This is a genomic window from Enterococcus sp. DIV1368f (assembly GCF_051712245.1).
Taxonomy (GTDB): domain Bacteria; phylum Bacillota; class Bacilli; order Lactobacillales; family Enterococcaceae; genus Enterococcus; species Enterococcus faecalis.
The window spans coordinates 2,028,196-2,045,557 of sequence record NZ_JBIOON010000001.1 but is presented as its reverse complement, the minus strand read 5'-3'; the positions used below and the strand labels follow the sequence as shown (position 1 = coordinate 2,045,557).

Here is a 17,362-nt window from a genome sequence, read left to right as displayed (position 1 = left end):
TGTAGAAGGAAAGGGATTCGTGTGCGAATTTTAGCAATAGATACATCTAACCAAACATTGAGTATTGCTGTGTGTGAAAATCAAAAAATTCTGGGAAGTTATACAGCAACGGTTAAAAGAAATCATAGCTTAACATTAATGCCGGCAATTGACTATTTGATGAGTCAATTGAACTTGGCGCCAACGGCAATTGATCGTTTTGTCGTAGCAGAAGGACCTGGATCATACACTGGCTTACGTTTAGGCGTGACGACTGCCAAAACATTGGCCTATACTTTAAAGAAAGAGCTAGTAGGCATTTCCAGTCTACAAACGTTAGCTGCCAATTGTGTTGGACAAACTGGTTTAATTGTGCCTCTTTTTGATGCGCGTCGTAAAAACGTCTATGCTGGTGCTTATCGGTTTGTCAATGGCGTGTGGCAAAATGAGTTACCGGACCAACATATTTCCCTGCGGGAGTTATTAGAACAACTAAAAAATGAACCAAATCTTTTTTTTGTTGGTGAAGATGTTGAAAAATTCACTGAAGAAATAGCTCAAATCATTCCTCATGGGGAAATTTGTGATGTCCCGCAATGGCAAATTCCTAATGCCGCAGTTTTGGCTGCGTTAGGTAGTGTGGCTGAACCTGTTGAAAATGTTCATGGGTTCTTACCTGCGTATTTGAAAAAAGTAGAAGCGGAAGAAAATTGGTTGAAGACACACACGCCTAATGGAGAAAGCTATGTGGAAAAACTTTAATTTTGTGACAAAATACTTTACAAAAAGACGGCAACGGTATATAACTAAAACCATTGCAATGAACCAGCAAGAATTTCAATTGCGTGAAATCACCTACCAAGATATTAAGGATTTACTAGCAATTGAACGTGAAGTTTATGCTGGGGAACTTCCTTGGACGATGTCTGCTTTCATGGCAGAACTTGGCTCAAAAGCGCCGCATCTCTATTTGTTAGCGGCAATTAACGGAAAAACAGTTGGCTTTATTGGTTGTCGGATTCAAGGAACGGATGCACACATTACGAATGTCGCTGTCCATACAGCATACCAAGGCTTAGGTTTAGGTCGTTCTTTAATAGAAGAAACGCGAATTTTTGCCAAGAAAAATCGTTGTGAAACCTTATCGCTAGAAGTACGAATGAGTAATGTTAAAGCCCAACGTTTGTATCGGAAAATTGGCTTTGCCTCACAAACAGTGAAAAAAGGCTATTATGACGAAAATAATGAAGACGCACTAGAAATGATAATTGATTTAAAAGAAGAGTGAAGAAAAAATGTTAGTAACAAAAAAAGAAATATCTGTAGCAAATATTGGTGAAGAATTATGGCGTTTCAGTAATTCTTCTTATACAACTGGCTCCCCTTGGACAGAAACACAATTCGCGGAAGATTTTGCTCAGGAAAATAGCGAATATCTTTTTTTAGTTGAAAATGGCCAGTGGTTAGGCTATATTGCCTATCATTTTATTTTAGATGAAGCAGAAATTAGTCACGTTGTTGTGAATGGTCAGAGACAACACCAAGGAATTGGTTGTCAATTAATGAAAGCTTTTAAAGAATATGTTAGAAGTCGTAACATTACACAAATTTTCTTAGAGGTCAGAGAATCGAATACATTAGCTCAAAAACTTTATGAGAAAACAGGTTTTCGGAAAGTAGCTGTTCGAAAAAATTATTATAAAGAACCTCAAGAAAATGCCTTTGTAATGTGTGCGAAATTAAGGAAGGAAGCCCAATGACAATTTTTACAAAAGAACGTAAATTATTATTAGCTGTGGAAAGTAGCTGTGATGAAACAAGTGTGGCTGTCATTGAAGATGGCGACAAAATTCTTTCCAATATCGTAGCTTCGCAAATTAAGAGCCATCAACGTTTTGGCGGAGTCGTTCCAGAAGTTGCGAGTCGTCATCATGTTGAACAAGTGACGATCTGTATTGAAGAAGCATTAACAGAAGCAAAAGTCACACCTGAAGAGCTTAGTGGCGTTGCTGTGACCTATGGGCCTGGGTTAGTCGGTGCTTTATTAATAGGACTTTCTGCAGCAAAAGCATTTGCTTGGGCGCACCAATTACCACTTATTCCGGTCAATCATATGGCTGGACACATTTATGCTGCCCGTTTTGTAGCACCGCTCGAATTTCCATTGATGGCCTTACTTGTTAGTGGGGGACATACGGAATTGGTCTACATGAAAGAAGATGGCTCTTTCGAAATTGTTGGTGAAACACGTGATGATGCAGCTGGTGAAGCGTATGATAAAGTCGGACGGGTGTTAGGGCTGCCTTATCCTAGTGGCAAAGAGATTGATGCTTTGGCCCATGAAGGCACAGATACCTATCAATTTCCACGGGCGATGCTAAAAGAGGATAACTATGACTTTAGTTTTAGTGGCTTAAAAAGTGCGTTTATTAACACGGTTCATAATGCAGAGCAACGTGGTGAAGTACTGTCTACAAAGGATTTAGCCGCAAGTTTTCAGGCGAGTGTGGTGGAAGTATTAGTGGCTAAAACCATTCGTGCTTGTCAAGAATATCCTGTTAAGCAATTGCTAATCGCTGGGGGCGTTGCTGCGAATCAAGGATTACGAGAAGCAATGAGACATGCAATCAGTGAACAATTACCAGCAGTAACATTACTTATTCCGCCATTAAAACTTTGTGGGGATAACGCGGCGATGATTGGCGCTGCCGCTTTTATCGAAGCTGAAAAGAATCATTTTGCTTCGTATAACTTAAATGCAGAACCTGGCGTTAGTTTTATGACAATTAGTGAAGAAGGCTAGCCAGCTAGACAAAAATTTGCTATAATGAAGCCAGTTTAACAATGACATTCGATGATAAAGAGAGTACTTATTTCAACGTCAGCTTAGCGATCTTGGGAAGGTGGGAGCCAAGAGTGATCGGAATGAGGAAGCGCACTTTTAGAATTCTGCTGAAAGCAGACGGCAATCACCGTTATCGATGAAGCAGGTCTATCCAAGTAGTATAGACAATTAGAGTGGTACCGCGGGTAAATTCTCGTCTCTGACAAAACAAAATATTTTGTTTTGTCAGAGACGTTTTTATTTTTTTAATACTTACAAATTAATCAGGAGGGTTCTTATGAACAACAAAGAAATCGTAGCAAAAGCGTTACATGATGTTTTAAATGAAGAATTAACGATGGATCAAATCGAACAATTATTGGAAAATCCTAAATCTGTTGATCATGGAGATGTGGCTTTTCCAGCCTTTTCATTAGCTAAAATTTATCGTAAAGCACCACAACAAATTGCAGCAGAATTAGCAGAAAAAATTGATGGCACGAATTTTGAAAAAATTGAAGTGGTAGGACCTTATTTAAACTTCTTCATGAATAAAAAAGCAGTCAGTCAAGCTGTTATTGGCGAAGTAGTCAAAGAAAAAAATAACTACGGAAACAGTACCTTTGGCAATAATGGCAATGTTCCTATTGATATGTCTTCACCAAACATTGCTAAACCAATTTCTATGGGACACTTACGTTCTACGGTAATCGGGAATTCAATTGCCTTTATTTTAGAAAAAATTGGGTATCAGCCAATTCGGATTAACCACTTAGGTGACTGGGGTACACAGTTTGGTAAGTTAATTGTAGCTTATAAAAAATGGGGTTCTGAAGAAGCAGTCCGCCAACAGCCAATTAATGAATTATTGCGCTTATATGTGCAATTTCATGAAGAAGCAGAAGAAAAACCAGAATTAGAAGACGAAGCACGTGCTTGGTTTAAAAAATTAGAAGAAGGAGACCAAGAAGCCAATGAATTATGGAAATGGTTCCGTAGCGAGTCTCTAAAAGAATTTGATAAAATCTATTCCATGTTAGAAGTTGAATTTGATTCATACAATGGCGAAGCCTTTTATAATGATAAAATGGATGAAATTGTTACTTTATTAGAAGAAAAACATTTATTAACAGAAAATCAAGGTGCAGAAATTGTTGATTTGACAGAATATAATTTAAATCCAGCACTTATTCGTAAATCAGATGGTGCGACGTTATATATCACACGGGATTTAGCTGCTGCGCTTTACCGTAAACGGACGTATGATTTTGCCAAATCACTTTATGTAGTCGGCAATGAACAAAGCAATCACTTCAAACAATTAAAAGCAGTCTTGAAAGAACTAGGGTTTAACTGGTCAGATGATATGGAACACATTCCGTTTGGTTTAATTACTCAAGGCGGTAAAAAATTATCCACACGTAAAGGGAAAATTGTTTTATTAGAAGAAGTATTGAATGAAGCTGTTACTTTAGCAGGAAATCAAATTAACGAGAAAAACCCAGACTTAGCAAATCGTGAAGAAGTGGCGAAACAAGTAGGTGTAGGTGCAGTTATTTTCCATGACCTTAAAAATGATCGTCTAAATAATTTCGATTTTGTATTAGATGAAGTTGTTCGTTTTGAAGGTGAAACTGGGCCATATGTTCAATATACGCATGCTCGTGCGATGAGTATTTTACGTAAAGCAAACTTTACACCAGACGCTACACAACGTTATGCACTAAATGACAAGGACAGCTGGGAAGTCGTGAAGTTGTTACAAAAATTCCCTGAAACTGTGATGCAAGCTGCTGAAAAATATGAACCATCTGTTATTGCGAAACATAGCATTCATTTAGCACAAGCGTTCAATAAATATTATGCCCATGTTCGGATTTTGGATGAAGATGCTCAAAAAGAGGCACGCTTAGCGTTAGTTTATGCAGTAGCTACTGTTCTAAAAGAAGATTTACGTTTACTAGGGTTACATGCACCAGAAGAAATGTAGAAGTTTTTGTGAAAATTTTACTGCGTTGAACGCTAAACTTATTAAGCAAATATTAAAGTTAAGTTACAGATTGAGAAATTCATAGTAATTAAATAGCTGGGGTGCTATACTCGAGTCAAGTTATAAAAGGATTAGAAAAGGTGGCACCCAATTATATGACAGAAAAATGGCGTGAAGACGAAGAATATCTTTCTTATGTAGAAGATTTATTAGCAACCGAAGAAGTCCAAAAATTAGCAGAATACACACAACATATGCATTCAACTCGTTTAGAACATTCAATTAGTGTTTCCTATCATAGCTATAAATTAGCAAAGCGTTGGAACGGCAATGCTCGTGCAACAGCTCGTGCTGGTTTATTACATGATTTGTTTTACTATGATTGGCGCACAACAAAGTTTGACGAAGGCTCTCATGCCTATGTTCATCCACGAATTGCAGCCAAAAATGCTGAAAAAATTACAGAGTTGTCTGATTTAGAACGAGACATTATTATTAAACATATGTGGGGCGCAACTATTGCACCACCAAAATACAAAGAAAGTTACATTGTAACCTTTGTTGACAAATATTGTGCTGTGAAAGAAGCGGCGTTGCCGATGACGACAGCCATGAAAACCAAATGGCGTCAGTATTTTGGCCAACAGTCAATCTAATAAAAAGCTTATCCGTAAGGATAAGCTTTTTTTGTTTGACGTTGACTAAAAAGTCTAGCATTCATCTATTTAAAATAAATATTAAAAGTAATTTTGTTCTGTTAATTTCTTTTGAGCATATCGATAGACTGCTTCTTGATTTTCAGTTGTCAATTGTTTGTAAACATTCATAATATTGGTCGGGACAACAAATGGCGTTTCTTCCGTTTCAGGAATACCTAAGATTTCAAGAGGTGATACATCTAAAACTTTAGATAAGGCGACAATTTTATCCCTCCCCATATTTTCAATCATTCCAGTTTCCCATTTCCTGACGGTACTTTTTCCAACACCAACAAAATTTCCAACTTGTTCTAATGTAAGATTTTTCTCCATCCGTTTTTGCTTCAAAAAATTCTCTTTCAAAAAACCACCTCCGTAAAAACATTCTAGCACAAAAAGTGTCGCAAAAGAAACATGTTTTTTTCAAAATGAAAGTAACGAATATAATAAAAAAATCAGTATTTTTTAATGATATTGACGTTTTTTTCACAAAATGATATAATTTCAGTGTCTTATTAGACACTGAAAAGGGGGAGAGTAAAATGGAATCTAATTTAATTCACTCAAAATTGAAAATGAAAGGGAAAAATGTTGAGTGGTTGGCAAATGAAATGACTGCATACGGACAGCCCATATCTGCTTCAACGATTTACAAAAAATTAAAAGGAGAAGTTGTTTTCAAAGCATCGGATATTAAATTGATTTCACAATTGTTGGATTTGAAGAATGAAGAAATTATGACTATTTTTTTTAGTGAATTAGTGTCTAAAAAGACACATATTGGTATTGGAAGGATTGTGATGAATGAAAAAAATTATTAATAAGTTATTTTCGATTTGCTTAATTATTTTTACTATTATAGGGTCTAATACAAGTATTGTTTCTTATGCGATGAATAATGAAAGTGGCACGCAAATTCGGTCCATAGCTGTTGAATATCCTGAGGAAAAAACGGAAATTGTTGCCACAAAAGATTGGGCAACTGTTTCCTTGGCGTTATCAATTTCCGAATTAACCAAGGGCGAGGTCCTTACGTTAAAAATGGCTAGTGAAAAATATTCCTATTCAATGACGCCTTTTGAAATTGGAGATGCACTCCAAGTGATTCCAAATGATGATGGTACTTGGACGATTAAAGCCTTACAAACAATCACAGATTACTCTGCTAACTTACAACTGAAGTTGCGATATAATCAAAATTTATCAGAAGATTTTGAAGATCAAGTCGTTTTTACTTTTGGTGATTCACAAAAAATTGTCAAAATTAATATCGGGCAATACGTGGAGAAAGTTCCGCCAACTGAACTGGTTCGAAAAGTCCCGTTAGGATTTACCTCAGAGGGAAGAATTGCCTGGGTCATTTACTTTAACTATAATCAAGCAGGACTTTCAGGTTCAGAAAAAACAACCTTTAAATTTTTAGATAATGTAGGTCCAAACCAAACTTTAGCTGTTGACAGTATTGCCGCGTATCTCACCAAGCAGCCTATTTTAGAAGTAAATGGTGAAATGATTCGGAATTTAGAGCATGATGAATACAGTTATGATGCCAGTCAATTTTTCCAAAAATATGCTTCTGAATCTGGATTTAATTATGAAGCGGAGAAATTTGAAGGAATACCAACGGCCACAGGCAGTTATCTTTCTAATAAAAACGCCTATTATATTTATTTAGAAACAATTCCAAATGAAAATATTCCAAGTGATGCCTTGCTATCAAATTACACCTATATGCGTATTTCTAACGAGGGATTCGATGCTTGGGAAGATGAAGACATCGCTTATATCACGGCTGATGAAAATAGTGGAGGAACAGGCCAAGGTGGTGTTATTTTAGAAAAAATAGATGCAGCGACAGCTGAAGTGCTGCAAGGCGCTATTTTCAAACTTGTGAATAAAAAAACACAACAAGTTGTTCAAGAGAATTTAAGAACCAATCAATCTGGACAAATCCGTTTAGCTGGTTTAGAACCTGGTCTATATGAACTGATTGAAACAAGAGCACCAACTGGCTATAAGTTAGATGCAACACCAGTTCCGTTTGAAATTAAAACAGGCCAAACTCAGACGATTCGTCTGAAAAAAGAAAATACACGTTTAGAAAATCAATTAAAAGTAGAAAAAGTAGATGAAAATAATGAGGCGAAACGTTTAGCAGGTGCTGAGTTTTCGTTGTACGACCAAAAAGATAATCTAATAGCAAAAGGTGTCACGAATGAAAACGGCGAGCTGTTATTTTCAAATTTATCACCTGATGGAGAATATTATTTAGTTGAAACGAAGGCGCCTAATGGCTATGAATTAGACGATACTAAACATCCTATTTCATTTGCTGGAAAAACCGACTACACTTTAACATATCGGGTGAAGAATAAGCAACAAGTACAAACTGGCTCCATCAAAATTGTCAAACAAGACAAAGACAGTAAAAAACGTTTAGCAGGCGCAGAATTTCAGTGGAAAGATACAGTGACAGGAAAGACAGGCATAGTAACAGTTGGGACCGATGGAACAGTCACGATTCCCAACTTATCCGTCAATCGCACGTATGAACTTACGGAAACAAAAGCACCCGTAGGCTATGTACTAGACAAAACCGTGCATAAAGTCACTCTAACAACTGCACAAGCCAATAAAGTAGTGACAGTAACTGTTGATAATGTAGCGCAAAAAGGTTCCATCAAAATTGTCAAACAAGACAAAGACAGTAAAAAACGTTTAACAGGCGCAGAATTTCAGTGGAAAGATACAGTGACAGGAAAAACAGGAACAGTGACAGTTGGGACCGATGGAACAGTCACGATTCCCAACTTATCCGTCAATCGCACGTATGAACTTACGGAAACAAAAGCACCCGCAGGCTATGTACTAGACAAAACCGTGCATAAAGTCACTCTAACAACTGCACAAGCCAATAAAATAGTGACAGTAACTGTTGATAATGTAGCGCAAAAAGGCTCCATTAAAATTGTCAAACAAGACAAAGAAAGCAAAAAACGTTTAACAGGCGCAGAATTCCAGTGGAAAGATACAGTGACAGGAAAAACAGGCATAGTAACAGTTGGGACCGATGGAACGGTCACAATTCCCAATTTAGCAGTCAATCGTACGTATGAAATCACAGAAACAAAAGCACCCACAGGTTATGTACTAGACAAAACCGTGCATAAAGTCACTCTAACAACTGCACAAGCTAATAAAGTAGTGACAGTAACTGTTGATAATGTAGCGCAAAAAGGCTCCATCAAAATTGTTAAACAAGACAAAGACAGTAAAAAACGTTTAACAGGCGCAGAATTCCAATGGAAGGATACAGTGACAGGAAAAACAGGAATAGTGACAGTTGGAACCGATGGAACGGTCACAATTCCCAACTTATCCGTCAATCGTACGTATGAACTTACGGAAACAAAAGCACCCGTAGGCTATGTACTAGACAAAATCGTGCATAAAGTCACTCTAACAACTGCACAAGCCAATAAAGTAGTGACAGTAACCATTGATAATATTGCGAAAAAAGGTAGTTTAGCAATAATCAAAGTAGACAAAGATTCAGGAAAACGCCTTGCAGGTGCGGAGTTCAAATGGCGTGATACGGTGACAGGAAAAGTAGGAACAGTCGTAGCCGACAAAAACGGACAAGCCCTGATAACGAATTTACCAGTCAATCGTGTATACGAAATTACAGAAGTTAAAGCACCAAACGGATATATCCTAAATAACAAGACTTACCGAGTTACACTAACGACTAATTATGCTGATAAGATTGGTTATTATACAATTGAAAATGTAGCACTACGTGGCAATTTAAAATTGGTAAAACAAGATGGTTACTCAAAACAACGTTTAGCAGGCGCACAATTTAGATGGCGTGACACAGTGAATGGGAATACAGGCGTAGTAACTGCTAATGCTAATGGTGAAGCAACTTTGTATAATTTTTCCGTCAACCGGATTTATGAAATTACAGAAATCAAAGCACCAAATGGTTATATACTTGACAAAACGGTGCATAGAGTTCTTTTACCCTCGAATTATGCTGGCAAAACCTACACGTTCACCAAAAATAATCAAGCTCAAAAAGGTGCCATCAAAATTATTAAGCAAGATGGATATACAAAACAACGTTTAGCAGGTGCACAATTTAAATTCCGAGATACCACCAACAATCACACAGCGACATTTACAGCGAATAGAAACGGTGAAGTACTGATTACTGGATTAGCAGGTGATCGTGTCTATGAAATCACAGAAATCAAAGCGCCGAATGGCTATATCATAGATAGGCGTGTTCACAAAGTTGATTTACGTGGACAAGGTGGAAAAACTTATACCTTGGTCTTAAATAATACACCACAACAGGGTGCCATCAAAATTGTTAAACAAGATGGATATACAAGACAACGTTTAGCAGGTGCACAATTTAAATTCCGAGATACCACCAATAACTATACTGCGACATTTATAGCGAATAGAAATGGTGAGGTTCTGATTCCAGGACTAGCGGGGAATCGTATCTATGAAATCACAGAAATCAAAGCGCCGAATGGCTATGTCATAGATAGACGTGTTCATAAAGTTGATTTACGTGGACAAGGTGGAAAAACTTATACCTTGGTCTTAAATAACACACCACAACAGGGTGCCATCAAAATTGTTAAGCAAGATGGATATACAAGACAACGTTTAGCAGGTGCACAATTTAAATTCCGAGATACCACCAATAACTATACTGCGACATTTACAGCGAATAGAAATGGTGAGGTTCTGATTCCAGGACTAGCGGGGAATCGTATCTATGAAATCACAGAAATCAAAGCGCCGAATGGCTATATCATAGATAGGCGTGTTCACAAAGTTGATTTACGTGGACAAGGTGGAAAAACTTATACCTTGGTCTTAAATAATACACCGCAACAGGGTGCCATCAAAATTGTTAAGCAAGATACGGATACAAGACAACGTTTAGCAGGAGCGAAATTTAGGTTCCGCGATACCACCAATAATTACACTGCGACATTCACAGCAAATGGTAATGGAGAGGTTCTGATTCCAGGATTATCGTCAAATCGTATTTACGAAATCACTGAGATTCAAGCACCAACTGGTTACTCGTTAGATAGTAGAGTTCATCGGATTGATCTAAGAGGTCAAGGAACAAAGACGCATACGTTAGTGTTAAATAACAAAGCGAATTATGGTGCTATCAAAATTATTAAACAAGACGTTGAAACAAAAGTACGCCTCTCAGGCGCTGTTTTTGAATGGAAAGATACAACTAATGGCTATACACAAAGAGTGACAACCGGGTGGGACGGCACAGTCACGATTAGCGGACTGTCCGTTAATCGCGTGTATGAAATTAGAGAAATTCAGGCACCAGCAGGTTATTCGAGGAACACGACACCAACACGTGTCAGTCTGACGCAAAATCATGCGGGTCAAACAATTGCAATTGTTCGAGAAAATCGCAGAATACCAGTTTATAATCCGCCGCCACCAACATATTGGCCTGAGTATGTGCCGCCAGTCACTAACTATAATCCACCTGTGTACTATAATCCGCCAAGATATTATTATGGGGGATGTGTGATAGTCATCGTGGTGGTGTGTTGGTAAAGAACAAATAGAGAGAAAGGAGTATCTAATGAGCCAATCAGCTTTACCGAAACTTGGGGTAATTTCAACAGGCGCCTTTTTTGTGACTGATTTAATTGGTGTTATTCTAGTTTCAATTGTCACTGCCTACATTTTATACCGTTATTTTTTGAAAAGAGGACAAATTACATGATTTATTTGTATCAGTTATACAAAGTAATTATGTTCATTTTCTTAACCTATTTATTTACAAGTTTATTTCTCAGTTTTCGAACAAGAAAAAAAACAAGAAGAGAAGTCGAAGTAGCAGAAGAATTTTTCTGCTACTTTCTTGTACCGTGTGTAAACGAGGAGAAAGTCATCGGAGAAACATTAAAAAAACTGGTTGCTTTACCAATTAAGAAAAAAATAATTGCGATTGATGATGGATCAACGGACCAAACCAAAGCAATGATGGACAGTATTGCTGGTCCAATCCAAGTTCTGTCTCGTCAATTTCCCAATGCGCAACAAGGCAAAGGCGCCGCTTTGAACCATGCTTTCCAAATTGTATTAGCAGATGCAGAAAAAAAAGACTACTCACGAAATCAAATATTGGTGGGAGTAGTGGATGCAGATGGTTTTTTTAGTGAGAATATTATCAATGAACTAATTGCTGTTTTCGCAGATACAACAGTCTGTGCTGCGCAAACCAGAATCAAAATGAAAGATGTCACAAATTTTATGTTTATTGCACAAGATGTTGAGTTTTTTACGATTAATAATTTTATTCAAAAGGCGCGTCGAGCAACAAAAACCATCGGACTTGGTGGCAACGGTCAGTTTTTTCGGTTATCCATGATTACCGAACACTTAGGCTATCAACCTTGGGGAAATGCTTTGTTGGATGACTATGAGTTAACCATTAAATTAATGCTGAAAGAGTTATCGATTGCTTATATTGACGAGGCCTTTATGGCTCAAGAAGCACTGAGAGATGTGAAACGTTTTATTCGTCAACGAAGTCGTTGGGTTCAAGGAAATTTAGATTGTTTAGCGTATTTACCCAGGGTGATTAAATCAAAGTCATTAACGCTAAGGCAGAAGTGCGGCATCTATTATTTTTTAGCGCAACCCTTTATTAATCTCGTCGCAGGAATGCTCGTTTTTATCTTAACTGGGCTTCAACTGCAACACTTGTATAGGTTAGGTTTTTCGTTATCACTCGTCATTAGTTTTGTTTTGGCCGTCAGTATTTCGTTAGTTTTCGGCATTTTTTTTACAATCAACTATTATCGCGAGTTGAAAAAGTTTCAACTAAAAGTACCTGCAAAACTGGGGCTAATTAGTTTACCTTTTACTATTTCCTACATGTACTTAATTTTATTCGTTAGTGTGGTAATGGCTTATTATCGGTTTATCAAAGGTAATAGCACGTGGATAAAAACGGAACGCAATTGATTTTTTATTGCACTTTCCAGAGTTGCGTGGTATTATTTTTAATAGTTTAATAGCAACATGGTGATGGTGTTCACCACGAACTATTTATTGGACGAATAAATTAATGACGCCTACCAAACGGGAGAAGTGTACCCTTTGGTAGGCTTTTTCTGTACGCTAGGATTGGCGATAAGAAAATTGTAAAGGAGCATGTAAAGTGAAAAAAGAAACAAAGCAACTACTATCAATTGGCGGGTATATGGCAAAATGGTTGCTCATTACCGCAATTATTGGTTTATTTATGGGGGCGTTATCCGCCTTTTTCTTAAAGAGTCTCACCTATGTAACAGATGTTCGTTTAGCAAATCCTTGGTTACTCTTTATCCTCCCCATTAGCGGTGTCGTTTTTACGTATTTCTATACGCGTTTTGGGAAAAATGCTAGCCGAGGAAATAACTTAGTGATTGAACAAGGCAATGGCGGGGAAGAAGATATTCCCTTGCGCTTAATTCCTTTAACGTTGTTTGGCACGATCACTACGCACTTATTTGGTGGTTCTGTTGGTCGTGAAGGGACGGCGGTGCAAATGGGGGGCGCAATCGCAAATGCTGTAGGAAAAGTCTTTAAACTGTCCGCTTTGGAACGACAAGTAATTATTATTAGCGGAATTAGTGCAGGTTTTAGTTCTGTTTTTGGCACACCATTAGCGGGAACGGTTTTCGGATTAGAAGTTTTGGCGATTGGAAAAGTTCGTGCAGAGGCACTTTTCCCAAGTTTTTTTGCAGGCTTATTTGCTAATTTTGTAACTGAAAGTTTTGGTGTAACACATACGCATTATCCGATGGGCAAAATTCCGACTTGGTCAGTTGATCTATTTGTAAAATTATTTTTGGCATCGATTTGTTTTGGCTTGGCAGGTTGGGTTTTTAGTCGTTCCATTGTCTTTTTAAAAAAGACCTACGCAAATTGGTTTGCTAATGTCTACCTTCGTGCGTTTCTTGGGGCGTCCATTGTCGTTCTGTTTGTGCTCGTCTTAAACAACCAACGTTATTTAGGCTTGAGTTTACCTTTACTAGAAGATGCGTTTGCAGGCAATGCGCAGCCTTTTGATTTTGTTGGGAAATTATTCTTTACGGTGTTATCCCTGGGTGCTGGGTTCCAAGGAGGGGAAGTAACGCCATTGTTTGAAATTGGGGCTACGTTAGGTAGTTCTTTGGCCCCTTTGTTACATCTGTCAATTCCTTTTTTAGCAGGTTTAGGATTTATTGGTGTTTTTTCTGGCGCCACGAATACGCCGATTGCTTGCTTCATTATGGGCATTGAACTATTTGGTAGTGAAGCGGCGGTCTATTTTTTCATGGTCTGCTTAATCAGTTTTATGTGTTCAGGAAATAGCGGTATTTATGCTTCGCAACAAAGTTTGTATCGCAAAGGAACAGCAGAATATCCTCTCTTTAACGCATTAAAAAATCGACGTAAATAAGATGTTTTTTTATGAAAATATGCTAAACTAGAGAAGATGAGGTGAAGACATGAAAGACTATCAATATCCATTAGATTTAGATTGGACGACAGAGGAAATGGTGATTGTCACTAATATGTGGACAGCAGTTGAGCAAGCCAACGAAACAGGCTTGCCTGTTGACAAATTTTTAACAACTTATCAACAATTTAAAACGGTCGTTAAAAGTATCGGCGAAGAAAAACGCTTAGGTCGTGAATTTGAAAATGCTTCAGGATATTCGTTATATCGTACGCTTCAACAAGCTAAAAAACAGGGAAGCGGTAAATTAAAGCTGGGGGATGATTAGATGACTGAAACGCAAAAATTTGTTCAAACAATTCAAAGTTGGCTTTTTGAAGCAGCCGATGTGATTCGAATGAACTTGGAATCAGAGTTAACCGTTCAACAGAAAAATGGCCGCACCGATTTAGTGACAAATATGGATGAACAAACCCAAGAATTTTTAATGAATAAAATTCAAACAAATTTTCCCGAAGATCAAATTTTAGGGGAAGAAAAAGGCTACAATACTTTAAAAAGTTTTGCTGGTCGCGTGTGGATCATCGATCCGATTGATGGCACAATGAATTTCGTGATGGAAAGAGAAAATTTTTGTATTATGTTAGCTGTTTATGAAGACGGCATTGGTAAATTAGGTTTTATCTATGATGTGATGCGAGAAGAACTTTATTGGGGTGGCAAAGGGCTTGGCGTTTATCGGAATAATCAATTATTAAAAGCGCCTACTATGAAAGCCTTGGCAGATGGATTATGGGGCATGAATGCTTACATGCATGGAAAAAATATTCATCATGCAACGGAAATCGGACAAGCAAGCATGGGCGTGCGTATTAGCGGTTGTGCAGGTTTGGAAATTATTGCTATGTTAAAAGGCAACCATCATGGCTATTTATCTAATCTAAGTCCTTGGGATTATGCAGCAGGCTTAGTACTTTTGGAAGAATTTGGATTTAAATACTCTGGTATTACAGGAAAACCATTAACTTTTGCTGGCCGTGAATACTTTATTGCAGCAACTCCTGAAACCTATGATGAAGTATTTACCCAGTATTTAAATGAATCGGAATAATCAAAGAAGAGCGTTGCTGAAAGGTAAGGCTCTTCCTCTTTTAAAAGAGAAAAATTTGTAAAAAAATGTCCTTGTTTTCAGAAAAAGCCGAATAATTTCTAAAACTTTCATTATTTTTGCAGGCGAAAGCCTTTTTTTAATGAAAAAAGTTTGCTATAATAAGCAGTCGGCTTTTATGGACTTAAGTAACATAAGCGTATATAGATAAGGAGCAATTAAATTGAAATACAGAGATGATATTCGTAACGTGGCAATTATCGCCCACGTTGACCATGGTAAAACAACCTTAGTAGATGAACTTTTAAAACAATCTGACACTTTAGATGGACACACACAATTACAAGAACGTGCAATGGATTCCAATGCACTTGAAAGTGAACGTGGAATTACTATCTTAGCAAAAAATACAGCCGTAGATTATAACGGTACACGTATCAACATTCTAGATACACCAGGACACGCGGACTTCGGTGGTGAAGTAGAACGTATCATGAAAATGGTAGACGGTGTTGTTTTAGTTGTCGATGCGTATGAAGGAACAATGCCTCAAACACGTTTCGTATTGAAAAAAGCATTAGAACAAAAAGTAACACCAATCGTGGTTGTTAACAAAATTGACAAACCTTCTGCTCGTCCTGAACACGTAGTAGATGAAGTTTTAGAGTTATTCATCGAATTAGGCGCAGACGACGATCAATTAGATTTCCCAGTTGTTTATGCCTCTGCTTTAAACGGAACTTCAAGTGAATCAGATGATCCAGCAGATCAAGAGCCAACAATGGCCCCAATTTTTGATAAAATTATTGAACATGTGCCAGCTCCAGTTGATAATTCAGACGAACCACTTCAATTCCAAGTCTCATTACTAGACTACAACGATTACGTTGGACGTATTGGGATTGGCCGTGTGTTCCGTGGCACAATGAAAGTCGGCGACCAAGTTGCGTTGATGAAATTAGATGGCAGCGTGAAAAATTTCCGTGTAACGAAAATTTTAGGTTTCTTTGGCTTACAACGTGTGGAAATTGATGAAGCAAAAGCGGGCGATTTAATTGCCGTTTCTGGAATGGAAGACATTTTCGTTGGGGAAACAGTTGTAGATGTTCACAATCAAGAAGCTTTACCAATTCTACACATTGATGAGCCAACCTTACAAATGACTTTCTTAGTTAACAATTCTCCATTTGCGGGACGTGAAGGAAAATACATTACCGCTCGTAAAATCGAAGAACGTTTAATGGCTGAATTACAAACAGACGTATCTTTACGTGTTGATCCTATTGGCCCAGATTCTTGGACTGTATCAGGCCGTGGCGAATTGCATTTATCAATTTTAATTGAAAACATGCGTCGTGAAGGCTATGAATTACAAGTTTCTCGTCCAGAAGTTATTGAGCGTGAAATTGACGGGGTTAAATGTGAACCATTTGAACGTGTTCAAATTGACACACCTGAAGAATACATGGGTAGCGTGATTGAATCACTAAGTTTACGTAAAGGCGAAATGCAAGATATGATTAATGCCGGTAACGGACAAATGCGTTTAATCTTCTTAGCACCAGCTCGTGGCTTAATTGGTTATTCAACAGAATTCTTATCAATGACTCGTGGTTATGGTATTATGAACCACACCTTCGATCAATACTTACCAATGATTCAAGGAACGATTGGCGGCCGTCATCAAGGTGCATTAGTTTCAATCGATACTGGTAAGGCAACGACTTACTCAATTATGAGTATTGAAGAACGTGGTACAGTTTTCGTTGAACCAACGACAGAAGTTTACGAAGGAATGATTGTTGGGGAAAACAACCGCGACAACGATTTAACTGTGAACATCACAAAAGCTAAACAAATGACTAACGTTCGTTCGGCAACGAAAGACCAAACATCAGTCATCAAAAAACCGAAAAAATTAACGTTAGAAGAATCATTAGAATTCTTGAATGAAGATGAATACTGTGAAGTAACACCAGAAAGCATCCGTTTAAGAAAACAAATTCTTAACAAAAATGAACGCGAAAAAGCAAGCAAGAAAAAGAAAAAAGCTGAATAATTTTTCGACAAATAAACATTTAAACCAACTATGCTCGTTTTACTACGAAAATAGTTGGTTTTTTTGATGGTAAAAACGAATTAATGCGTATTTTAAGATAAGGATATTTTTTATGTGTGGATAACTACTCGTTATCCACAACAAGCAAATGTCGCTATTTTTGAAAGCTTTTGATAGCAAGCTTTCACAATTTTTCATTCTTTT

Annotated in this window: 15 protein-coding genes, 1 riboswitch and 1 other annotated feature; of the genes, 14 read left to right on the top strand and 1 reads right to left on the bottom strand. The window is 37.5% G+C overall.

Annotated features, from left to right (window positions below):
• Positions 1–21: 21 nt before the first annotated feature.
• From tsaB to IGL07_RS09950, 6 genes are all read left to right on the top strand, one after another.
• Positions 22–741 carry a tRNA (adenosine(37)-N6)-threonylcarbamoyltransferase complex dimerization subunit type 1 TsaB gene (tsaB, locus tag IGL07_RS09975; protein WP_002356660.1) on the top strand — a complete coding sequence of 240 codons (720 nt, stop codon included), beginning with the start codon at positions 22–24 and terminating at the stop codon, positions 739–741.
• Positions 713–1,267 carry a ribosomal protein S18-alanine N-acetyltransferase gene (gene rimI, locus IGL07_RS09970; RefSeq protein WP_002384199.1) on the top strand — a complete coding sequence of 185 codons (555 nt, stop codon included), beginning with the start codon at positions 713–715 and terminating at the stop codon, positions 1,265–1,267. Before tsaB ends, rimI (IGL07_RS09970) begins: the two co-directional genes overlap by 29 nt.
• Before the next feature lie 7 nt (positions 1,268–1,274).
• Positions 1,275–1,739 carry a ribosomal protein S18-alanine N-acetyltransferase gene (rimI, locus tag IGL07_RS09965; RefSeq protein WP_010817520.1) on the top strand — a complete coding sequence of 155 codons (465 nt, stop codon included), beginning with the start codon at positions 1,275–1,277 and terminating at the stop codon, positions 1,737–1,739.
• A complete protein-coding gene (gene tsaD / locus IGL07_RS09960) occupies positions 1,736–2,782 on the top strand; it encodes a tRNA (adenosine(37)-N6)-threonylcarbamoyltransferase complex transferase subunit TsaD (RefSeq protein ID WP_002362640.1) in 1,047 nt (348 codons plus the stop codon). The genes rimI (IGL07_RS09965) and tsaD overlap by 4 nt, the downstream gene beginning before the upstream one ends.
• Positions 2,783–2,824: 42 nt before the next feature.
• Positions 2,825–3,028, top strand: a binding site (T-box leader).
• A gap of 73 nt (positions 3,029–3,101) precedes the next feature.
• Positions 3,102–4,793, top strand: coding sequence for an arginine--tRNA ligase (gene argS, locus IGL07_RS09955; protein ID WP_195526178.1), 1,692 nt, complete (start codon positions 3,102–3,104; stop codon positions 4,791–4,793).
• 155 nt (positions 4,794–4,948) lie between these two features.
• Entirely contained in the window at positions 4,949–5,449 is a 501-nt protein-coding gene (locus IGL07_RS09950; protein ID WP_002356666.1) for an HD domain-containing protein, read from the top strand.
• Between the two features lie 81 nt (positions 5,450–5,530).
• On the opposite strand, the gene IGL07_RS09945 is transcribed toward IGL07_RS09950, so the two are convergent.
• Entirely contained in the window at positions 5,531–5,824 is a 294-nt protein-coding gene (locus tag IGL07_RS09945; protein ID WP_048941565.1) for a helix-turn-helix domain-containing protein, read from the bottom strand.
• A 209-nt stretch (positions 5,825–6,033) separates the two neighbouring features.
• On the opposite strand from IGL07_RS09945, the gene IGL07_RS09940 reads away from it, so the two are divergent.
• The 8 genes from IGL07_RS09940 (at position 6,034) to typA (ending at position 17,158) form a co-directional block, all read left to right on the top strand.
• Complete coding sequence (locus IGL07_RS09940) at positions 6,034–6,312, top strand: hypothetical protein (RefSeq protein ID WP_002376690.1); 279 nt, start codon at positions 6,034–6,036, stop codon at positions 6,310–6,312.
• Positions 6,296–11,110, top strand: coding sequence for a SpaA isopeptide-forming pilin-related protein (locus IGL07_RS09935; RefSeq protein WP_075575407.1), 4,815 nt, complete (start codon positions 6,296–6,298; stop codon positions 11,108–11,110). The genes IGL07_RS09940 and IGL07_RS09935 overlap by 17 nt, the downstream gene beginning before the upstream one ends.
• Before the next feature lie 28 nt (positions 11,111–11,138).
• A complete protein-coding gene (locus tag IGL07_RS09930; RefSeq protein WP_002376693.1) occupies positions 11,139–11,282 on the top strand; it encodes a hypothetical protein in 144 nt (47 codons plus the stop codon).
• A complete protein-coding gene (locus tag IGL07_RS09925) occupies positions 11,279–12,529 on the top strand; it encodes a glycosyltransferase family 2 protein (RefSeq protein WP_010817515.1) in 1,251 nt (416 codons plus the stop codon). The genes IGL07_RS09930 and IGL07_RS09925 overlap by 4 nt, the downstream gene beginning before the upstream one ends.
• 50 nt (positions 12,530–12,579) lie before the next feature.
• Positions 12,580–12,649: riboswitch (Fluoride riboswitch) on the top strand.
• A 76-nt stretch (positions 12,650–12,725) separates the two neighbouring features.
• Positions 12,726–13,991, top strand: a complete 1,266-nt coding sequence (locus IGL07_RS09920; RefSeq protein WP_002384204.1) for a voltage-gated chloride channel family protein — start codon at positions 12,726–12,728, stop codon at positions 13,989–13,991.
• A gap of 49 nt (positions 13,992–14,040) precedes the next feature.
• On the top strand, positions 14,041–14,319 hold the full coding sequence (locus IGL07_RS09915; RefSeq protein ID WP_002356679.1) for a UPF0223 family protein: 279 nt from the start codon (positions 14,041–14,043) through the stop codon (positions 14,317–14,319).
• Positions 14,320–15,102, top strand: coding sequence for an inositol monophosphatase family protein (locus IGL07_RS09910; protein WP_010712689.1), 783 nt, complete (start codon positions 14,320–14,322; stop codon positions 15,100–15,102). It abuts the gene before it with no gap.
• A gap of 220 nt (positions 15,103–15,322) precedes the next feature.
• Entirely contained in the window at positions 15,323–17,158 is a 1,836-nt protein-coding gene (gene typA, locus IGL07_RS09905; RefSeq protein WP_002356682.1) for a translational GTPase TypA, read from the top strand.
• Positions 17,159–17,362 lie beyond the last annotated feature (204 nt).